This is a genomic window from Povalibacter sp., from assembly GCF_036735925.1.
Lineage (GTDB): Bacteria > Pseudomonadota > Gammaproteobacteria > Steroidobacterales > Steroidobacteraceae > Steroidobacter.
Window position 1 is genome coordinate 1 of the sequence record NZ_DAINNK010000141.1, and the last position, 6035, is coordinate 6035.

Genomic DNA, 6035 nt, shown 5'->3' on the forward strand with positions numbered 1-6035 from the left:
AGTTCCGCGCGCGCGGTAGTGGCTTAACCGGACACTAGTGGGCTAAAGCCTGACCCACAGAAACCCTCATCTCAATCCGGCCTTCTTCTTCGACAGATTCAACGCCACCGCCGCGCGCACCAGCGCCTGCAGCGCCTTCTCATCGATCTTCTCTTTTTCGCGAACATCGATGGCGCGACGGGTGTTGCCTTCGAGGCTCGAGTTGAAGAGGCGCGACGGGTCCGGCAGCGAAGCGCCCCTGGCGAACGTCATTTTCACGACGCTCTTGTAGCTCTCGCCGGTGCAGAGGATGCCGGCATGCGACCACACCGGCACGCCGCGCCATTTCCATTCCTCGACGACGTCGGGATCGGCCTGCCGGATGATCCTGCGGATGCGCGCGAGCGTCTCGCCGCGCCAGTCGGCCAGTTCCTCGATGCGCGCATCGATCCTGGCGGAAGCGTCTGCCTCCTTGGCTGCCGTCGGACTGCGCTTGCGCTTCGTCGCGGAGGTCGCGGATTTTTTTTTTCATGGCCGTCGCTCCTTCACATCTTTTCGCCGGGCAACCGGCTGGCCTGCTTCACCCACGCGACGAACTGATCCTCGTCGAGCGGCGGGTCCTCGCGGATGTCGAGATAGCGGACTTCCTTCTGCTTCGATTCGCCGGGCGGCATGGGCCGCAGCGACGAGCCGCGGAAGAAAGCCACTTTCACGTACTTCGTGAACACGTGCAGGCTGAGAAACCAGCCCTGGCCCTCGACGCCATAGAACGGCGAGTTCCATTTGACTGCCTTGCTCACGCCGGGAACGGTGCGCTCGATGAGCGTGTCGAGCCGGCGGCCGAGCGCGCTCTTCCAGCCCGGCATCGCGGCGATGTAGGCCTGCACGGGTGCGTCGCCGTAGCCCTTCGCGATCTGCGGATTGCCGCCCGACAGCAGGATGGGCTTTGCATTCGCGTCGCGCGGCGCTTTCGCTATGGTCCTGCGCTTTGCGGCCGTCTTCTTCGCTTTCATCGTTCACTCCGTCCGCGCGACGACCTGTTCCAGCTTCGCCAGGAACTGCTGCCATCCATGCCGTGCGCCGCCGTAGGCCTGTTTCTGCTCCGGCCGGAAGCCCGACTGTTCCATGCGCAGATGCGTGCCTCTGCCCGTCGGCGTCAGCGTGAACGTGACCACGCTCTGCAGCGCGAAGGCCGGGTCATCGTGCGCAAAATTCCAGGTGTAGGAGAGCGTGCGGTGCGGCTCGATGGCGAGCACTTCGCAGTCGAGCACGCCGCCCCAGTCGCCGCGAAGATTGAAGCGATGGCCCACCGCCGCCTTGAAGTCGTTCTTCATGAGCCATTCCTCGATCAGGTGCGGCTGCGTCAGCGCGCGCCACAGCTTTTCCGCCGGAAAAGGAAATTCCCGTTCGGCGACGACGGCGAGCGTCTCGTTCGCGTTCATCGATCGTGAGTTCATTGGTCCATCCTTCGCAGTAGATCTTCGAGGCGGTCGAACCGGCTCTGCCAGAAGCTGGCCATCTGGCGGGTCCAGTCGATGAGAGGGGAGAGCGCCGCGACCTGCGCGCTGTAATGGGTCTGGCGGCCTTCATGACGATCGCGCACCAGGCCGGCCTGCTTCAGCACGCCCAGATGCTTCGAGACGGCGGGCTGCGAGATGCCGGCGCCGGCCGTCAGCGCGCCGACCGTCTGTTCGCCCTCGCGACACAGCTGCTCGAAGATGGCCCGCCGGGTCGGGTCGGCGAGTGTGCGGAAAAGTACATCGCGAGGATTCGGCATGCCTGATTAATAACTGATTGGATATTTAATGTAAATACATGTGAAAAACACAGGGATTTTTATAATTTTTACATATCCAGATGGATATGAATATGACGACATGGCGGGCGCAGCGAAGTCGGGCTGATGATACGGCCCGCTGATGTATATGCTCCGCGTCATCGAAAAGCGGACGGACGATTCGATGCTGCGTCTTCTCGTATGCGATCTCGACGGCACCCTGCTCATGCGCGGCCAGCCCTTCGACCCGCGCGACGTGCAGGCGCTGCACACGCTCGGCGCGAACGGCGTCGTACGCGCGATCGCCACCGGCCGTGCGCTGGCGACGGCGCGGCACGTCATCCCCGCGGAGTTCCCGATCGACTATCTGGTCTTCTCTTCCGGCGCCGGCATTCTCGACTGGCGCACTCAGCAGTTGCTGGTCGCGCACACCCTGCAGCCGCAGCAGACCGAACTCGCCGTCCGCACGTTTCTCGGTCATGAACTCGACTTCATGATTCACGCGCCCATTCCCGACCAGCACATTTTCCGTTTTCATCGTACCGGCAAGCCCAATGCCGATTTCGAGCGGCGACTGGCGCGCTATGTCGCCGAAGGCCGCGCCTTCGAGCACGGCGCGGCGGACAGTCCCGCGAGTCAGTTGCTTGCCGTGTCATCGGACGCCGATGCGGCGGAGCCGTTCGACAAGCTGCGCCGCGAACTGCCCGGACTGAGCGTGATCCGCGCCACGTCGCCGCTCGATGGCCGCAGCCTGTGGATCGAAGCCTTCGCGCCGGGCGCATCCAAATCCCAGGCTGCGGCGTGGATAGCGCGCACGCACGCCATTTCGCGCGAGGACACCTGGGCCATCGGCAACGATTACAACGATCAGGATCTGCTGCAGTGGGCCTGTCGCGCCGTCGTCGTGCGGAATGCACCGACGACCCTGCGGGCGCAGTACACGCCAGTGGACTCCGTCGGCGCGTGGCTGCATGCGACGTTCACGACTGGACTTGGGCCGCCGCACTGACGCAGGCTACTGCGCGATCGGTTGCGGAGAGCGCCCATGAAAGTCGGATTGCAGATTCCCAATTTCACCTGGCCCGGCGGCGCCGCGGCCATCGGCCCGACGCTCGCGAACATCGCGCGCACCGCCGACACGGCCGGCTTTCGCAGCCTGTGGGTCATGGATCATTTCTTCCAGATCAGTTACGTCGGGCCGCCCGAGATGGAGATGCTCGAAGGCTATTCGGCGCTGACCTTCATGGCGGCCGTGACGAAGCAGATCCAGCTGGGAACGCTGGTGACGGGCGTGACCTATCGTCATCCCGGCATTCTCATCAAGACGGTCACGACGCTCGACGTGCTCTCCGGCGGTCGTGCCTGGTTCGGCGTCGGTGCCGCCTGGAACGAACAGGAGTCGCGCGGCCTCGGCACGCCGTTTCCGCCGATCGCGGAGCGATTCGAATGGCTGGAGGAGACGCTGCAGATCGCGAAACAGATGTGGTCCAGCGACAACGGCCCCTATCGCGGCAGGCATTTCCAGCTCGAACAGACGCTGTGCAGTCCGCAGCCGCTGTCGCGCCCGCACCTGCCCATCATGATCGGCGGCGGCGGCGAGAAGAAAACCTTGCGACTGGTGGCGCAGTACGCGGATGCATGCAACCTGTTCGGCGATCCGCCGGCAGTGAAGGCCAAGCTGGACGTACTGAAGCAGCATTGCGACCGGCTGGGCCGCGACTTCGGCACCATCGAGACGACGATACTCAATACCGTGCATCTGGCGCCCGGAAAGATGAGCGCGAAAGACGTGATCGAAAAGTGTCGCGGTTTCGCGGACGTCGGCGTGCAGCACGTTATCTTCAACATGCCGAACGTGCACGAGATCGCGCCCATCGAAACGTTCGGCCGCGAGATCATTCCGGCGGTTGCAGGCTTCTAGTTCCCGTCTTGCTCTTCCTGTGGGGCCGGCTTCAGCCGGCCTCAGGCGCTGGACGCAGGCCGGCTGAAGCCGTCCCCACAGGAAGAAAGAAGACGCCAGGCGCAGCCGGTACTCTTGGCTGCCGCCGCAGCGCCTGTTGACTCGGCCGGTAGTGCTCCCGGCGACCCGGCGGGGCGGGGGCGCGGCTCTGGTATGTTCGGCGCCTGTCTTTTCCTACACGACGGGTCGATCCGATGACGCAGCCGCCGCTCAGTAGTCTCACCCTCGCCGATCCGCGGGTGATGCAGAACCCCTATCCGTACTTCGAGCGCCTGCGTGCGGAAGATCCCGTGCACCTGGACGAGAAGATGCGCACGTGGCTGGTGACGCGGCACGAGGACATCGTCGAGGCCGCGCGCAACACCGAAGTGTTCTCGGATGAGATGCGCGTATCGGCTGCCGTGCGTTCGCCGTTCCAGCCCGAGGTGGACGAATACATCCGGTCGCAGGGCCTCATGGTGCTGGACCCGGCCGACAGCTTCAAAGTCGACGGCGAACTGCACACGCGTCGCCGCAAGCTGATTTCGCATGCCTTCACCGGACCGGTGGTGTCGCGCATGGAAGCCGGCGTGGTCGGCATCTGCCGCGACCAGGTGGCGAAGTTCCTCGATGCGGGCAGCGCGGATCTGGTCCGCGAATTCGCCATGCCGATTCCCATCCGCGTCATCTGCGACACGCTGGGCCTGCCGCTGGATCGCATCGACGAAGTCAGTCGCGGCGCCGACTCGATGGTGGCGCACGTCGGCGCGGGCGGCACGAAGGAAGAACTCCTGCAGCACGCCGAGAACGTCATGCAGCTGCAGCGCTTCGCCCGCGAGGCGATCGATGACCGGCGCGTCAACCCGCGCCCGGATCTCATCTCCGGACTCGTGCACGCGCGCATCGAGGATTCCGACGCGCCGCAGCTCACGGACCGCGAACTCATGGCGATCACGACCACGGCCATTGCCGGCGGCGTGGACACGACGCGCAACGGCATCGCCTTCTCGATGCACGCGCTCGCCACGCACCCCGACCTGCTCAAGCGCCTGCAGTCGACGAAGGACAAGGAACAGGACAAGGAGATCGGCAAGTTCGTCGAGGAAGTGCTGCGCTTCTACTCGCCCGTGCCGACCCTGCCGCGCATCGTGAAGCAGGAAGCGCAGCTCGGCGGCAAGACGATTCCAGCCGGTTCGCTGGTCCTGCTGTGCTGGGCGTCCGGCAATCGCGACGCGCAGCGCTTTGCCGACGCCGACAAATTCGACATGGACCGCGGCAACACCAACCAGCACCTGGCCTTCGGCATCGGCGTGCACTACTGCCTGGGCGCCATGCTCGCGCGCCAGGAAATGAAGTGCGCGATCCGCGAGATCGTGAACTCCGTGGAATCGCTGGAACTTGCCGTATCGCTGGACGAACTCGATCTCAGCAGCAGCATGGTCATCCTGCGCGGCCTGAAGAGCCTGCCGGTGCGGTTGCGCAAACGGGCGGCCTGGCTGGCCGCCGGCAGGCCAGCCTGCTAGGGTGAGCGCCTTTTCCCAGGCGCTGAACCCATGAATGAACAGATCGATGTGCAGTCGCACGGTCACGTGCGGCTGCTGACGTTCCGCAATCCTCCGCAGAATTTCGCCACCGTGGGTCTGCTGCAGCAGATCGCCGACAGGCTCGATGCGCTCGATGCCGATGCGCACGTGCGCGCTGTCGTACTCGCTTCCGAGGGCAAGGCGTTCTGCGCCGGTGCGGACCTCGTATCGCCGAATGGGTTCGGCGCGGCCGGCGACGATCCGCTGGCCGAGTTCTATGCGCAGGCCATCCGCATTTTCGCCAGCCGCAAGCCGATCATCGCCGCGGTACAGGGTGCGGCCGTCGGCGCGGGCCTCGGTCTTGCGCTCGCCGCGGACTTTCGCGTGGCGACGCCGGAGGCGCGCTTCGCCGCCAACTTCGTGAAGCTCGGGTTTCACCCGGGATTCGGCTTGACGCATTCGCTGCCGCGCGTGATCGGGCAACAGCGTGCGGCGCAGATGTTTCTTACCGGCGATCGTTACAAGGCCGAAGACGTTGCCGACTGGGGACTGATCGACGCGATGGCGCCGGCCGATGGCCTGATCGACGCCGCGCTCGCCTTCGCCAACCGGATCGCGGAGAACGCGCCGCTCTCGCTGCTCTCCACGCGCGAAACGCTGCGGCTCGGTCTGGTCGATGACATTCGCGCCGCGCTCGCGCACGAGCATCGGGAACAGCTCAAGCTGAAGGTCACCGAGGACTTCGCCGAAGGCGTGCGCGCGATGACCGAACGGCGTCCGGGGCGGTTTCAGGGAAAGTAGGGTTCTTGTTTCTTCC

At 64.9% G+C, this 6035-nt stretch carries 8 protein-coding genes; 4 read left to right on the top strand and 4 right to left on the bottom strand.

The features are described from left to right. Nucleotides 1–66: 66 nt before the first annotated feature. From V7D81_RS22710 to V7D81_RS22725, 4 genes are all read right to left on the bottom strand, one after another. Complete coding sequence (locus V7D81_RS22710; RefSeq protein WP_324320633.1) at nt 67–429, bottom strand: DUF1801 domain-containing protein; 363 nt, start codon at nt 427–429, stop codon at nt 67–69. A gap of 95 nt (nt 430–524) precedes the next feature. Continuing rightward, nucleotides 525–992, bottom strand: coding sequence for a DUF1801 domain-containing protein (locus tag V7D81_RS22715; protein ID WP_324320621.1), 468 nt, complete (start codon nt 990–992; stop codon nt 525–527). A 3-nt stretch (nt 993–995) separates the two neighbouring features. Next, a complete protein-coding gene (locus V7D81_RS22720) occupies nt 996–1421 on the bottom strand; it encodes an SRPBCC family protein (RefSeq protein WP_442958374.1) in 426 nt (141 codons plus the stop codon). Between the two features lie 11 nt (nt 1422–1432). Beyond that, on the bottom strand, nt 1433–1756 hold the full coding sequence (locus V7D81_RS22725; protein ID WP_324320625.1) for an ArsR/SmtB family transcription factor: 324 nt from the start codon (nt 1754–1756) through the stop codon (nt 1433–1435). Nucleotides 1757–1904: 148 nt separating this feature from the next. On the opposite strand from V7D81_RS22725, the gene V7D81_RS22730 reads away from it, so the two are divergent. From V7D81_RS22730 to V7D81_RS22745, 4 genes are all read left to right on the top strand, one after another. Further along, nucleotides 1905–2765 carry an HAD family hydrolase gene (locus tag V7D81_RS22730; protein WP_324320626.1) on the top strand — a complete coding sequence of 287 codons (861 nt, stop codon included), beginning with the start codon at nt 1905–1907 and terminating at the stop codon, nt 2763–2765. A 36-nt stretch (nt 2766–2801) separates the two neighbouring features. After that, nucleotides 2802–3677 (top strand): LLM class F420-dependent oxidoreductase, encoded by an 876-nt coding sequence (locus tag V7D81_RS22735; RefSeq protein WP_324320628.1) that lies wholly within the window; start codon nt 2802–2804, stop codon nt 3675–3677. Between the two features lie 233 nt (nt 3678–3910). Continuing rightward, on the top strand, nt 3911–5218 hold the full coding sequence (locus V7D81_RS22740) for a cytochrome P450 (protein ID WP_324320629.1): 1308 nt from the start codon (nt 3911–3913) through the stop codon (nt 5216–5218). A 30-nt stretch (nt 5219–5248) separates the two neighbouring features. Further along, nucleotides 5249–6019: an enoyl-CoA hydratase/isomerase family protein gene (locus tag V7D81_RS22745; protein ID WP_324320631.1), complete on the top strand. Its 771-nt coding sequence runs from the start codon at nt 5249–5251 to the stop codon at nt 6017–6019. Nucleotides 6020–6035: the final 16 nt, after the last annotated feature.